Genomic DNA, 291 nt, shown 5'->3' on the forward strand with positions numbered 1-291 from the left:
TGGATGCCTGGCAGTTCCCTACTCTCGCATGGGGAGGCCCCACACTACCATCGGCGCTACGGCGTTTCACTTCTGAGTTCGGCATGGGGTCAGGTGGGACCGCCGCGCTGTGGCCGCCAGGCAAATTCTGTTAATCCGGCAAAACAAGCTGAAAATCGGTCTCTCAAAACGCCTCTGGCGTTGTAAGGTTAAGCCTCACGGGTCATTAGTACCGGTTAGCTCAACGCATCGCTGCGCTTACACACCCGGCCTATCAACGTCGTCGTCTTCAACGTCCCTTCAGGGCTCTCG

Annotated in this window: 2 rRNA genes; both read right to left on the minus strand. The window is 57.7% G+C overall.

Annotation, left to right across the window (positions count from 1 at the left end):
• Window positions 1-5: 5 nt before the first annotated feature.
• A 5S ribosomal RNA gene (gene rrf, locus C1Y41_RS19750) occupies window positions 6-121 on the minus strand.
• 63 nt (window positions 122-184) lie between these two features.
• Window positions 185-291, minus strand: a 23S ribosomal RNA gene (locus C1Y41_RS19755); the annotation flags it as partial.

This window comes from Pantoea sp. ICBG 1758 (assembly GCF_002928325.1).
Taxonomy (GTDB): domain Bacteria; phylum Pseudomonadota; class Gammaproteobacteria; order Enterobacterales; family Enterobacteriaceae; genus Pantoea; species Pantoea eucrina.